The organism is Bradyrhizobium sp. PRIMUS42, assembly GCF_023006515.1.
Lineage (GTDB): Bacteria > Pseudomonadota > Alphaproteobacteria > Rhizobiales > Xanthobacteraceae > Bradyrhizobium.
The window spans coordinates 1-760 of record NZ_JALBGZ010001372.1 but is presented as its reverse complement, the minus strand read 5'-3'; the positions used below and the strand labels follow the sequence as shown (position 1 = coordinate 760).

Here is a 760-nt window from a genome sequence, read left to right as displayed (position 1 = left end):
CGGGGCCGCCGGCGACGCCGATGCTGACGGTGGTGTCGACCGGGCCCTCATCGACCACGACGCCGGAGGTCTCGAACGCCTCACGCACGCGCTCGGCGACCAGCACGCCCTCCTCCAGCGAGCAAGGCAGCAGCGCTGCGAATTCCTCGCCGCCGATGCGGCCCGACAGGTCGGTGATGCGTAGGTTGCTGACCACGACGGTCGAGAACAGCTTCAGCATCTCGTCGCCGGCAGGATGGCCGAAGCGGTCGTTGATCGACTTGAAGTGGTCGATGTCGAAGATCATCACGGTCACGGGACGTCCGCCCTTTGCCTCGCGCTCGATCACGCGCGAGCAGGCCTCCGAGAAGCCGCGCCGGTTGAGCATGCCGGTCAGCGGATCGGTCGACGCCGCGGTCCGATGCGCGGTCACGGTGCGCTCCGACACCAGCATGAAGATCACGAAAACGGTGCCGACGGCATAGAGGATGAGCTCGACCGCAAACACCGTGACCCAGATGCTCGACGAGAAGCCGGCATCGTGCGGGCGCAGGAAGCTGCCGATCAGGATCGGCAGCATCAACACGCAGCCGTGCATCACCGGCATCGCGAAGGCCGGCCAGCGCCGCTGCAGGCTCTTGCGCCGCTCGGTCCAGAGCTCGCTGGCGGTCAGCGCCGCATAGACCGAGACAATGCCGGCACCAGCGATCATGCGCAGCATGGACGCCGCGGGATCGAGCAGCGTGACGGCGGCGACCCAGGCGAGCGCGCCGAGCACGAG

1 protein-coding gene is annotated in these 760 nt (G+C 68.0%); it reads right to left on the bottom strand.

Annotated features, from left to right (window positions below; genetic code table 11):
* A partial coding sequence (locus MOV75_RS40435; RefSeq protein ID WP_247008435.1) for a GGDEF domain-containing protein occupies window positions 1–760 on the bottom strand: 760 nt, incomplete at both ends.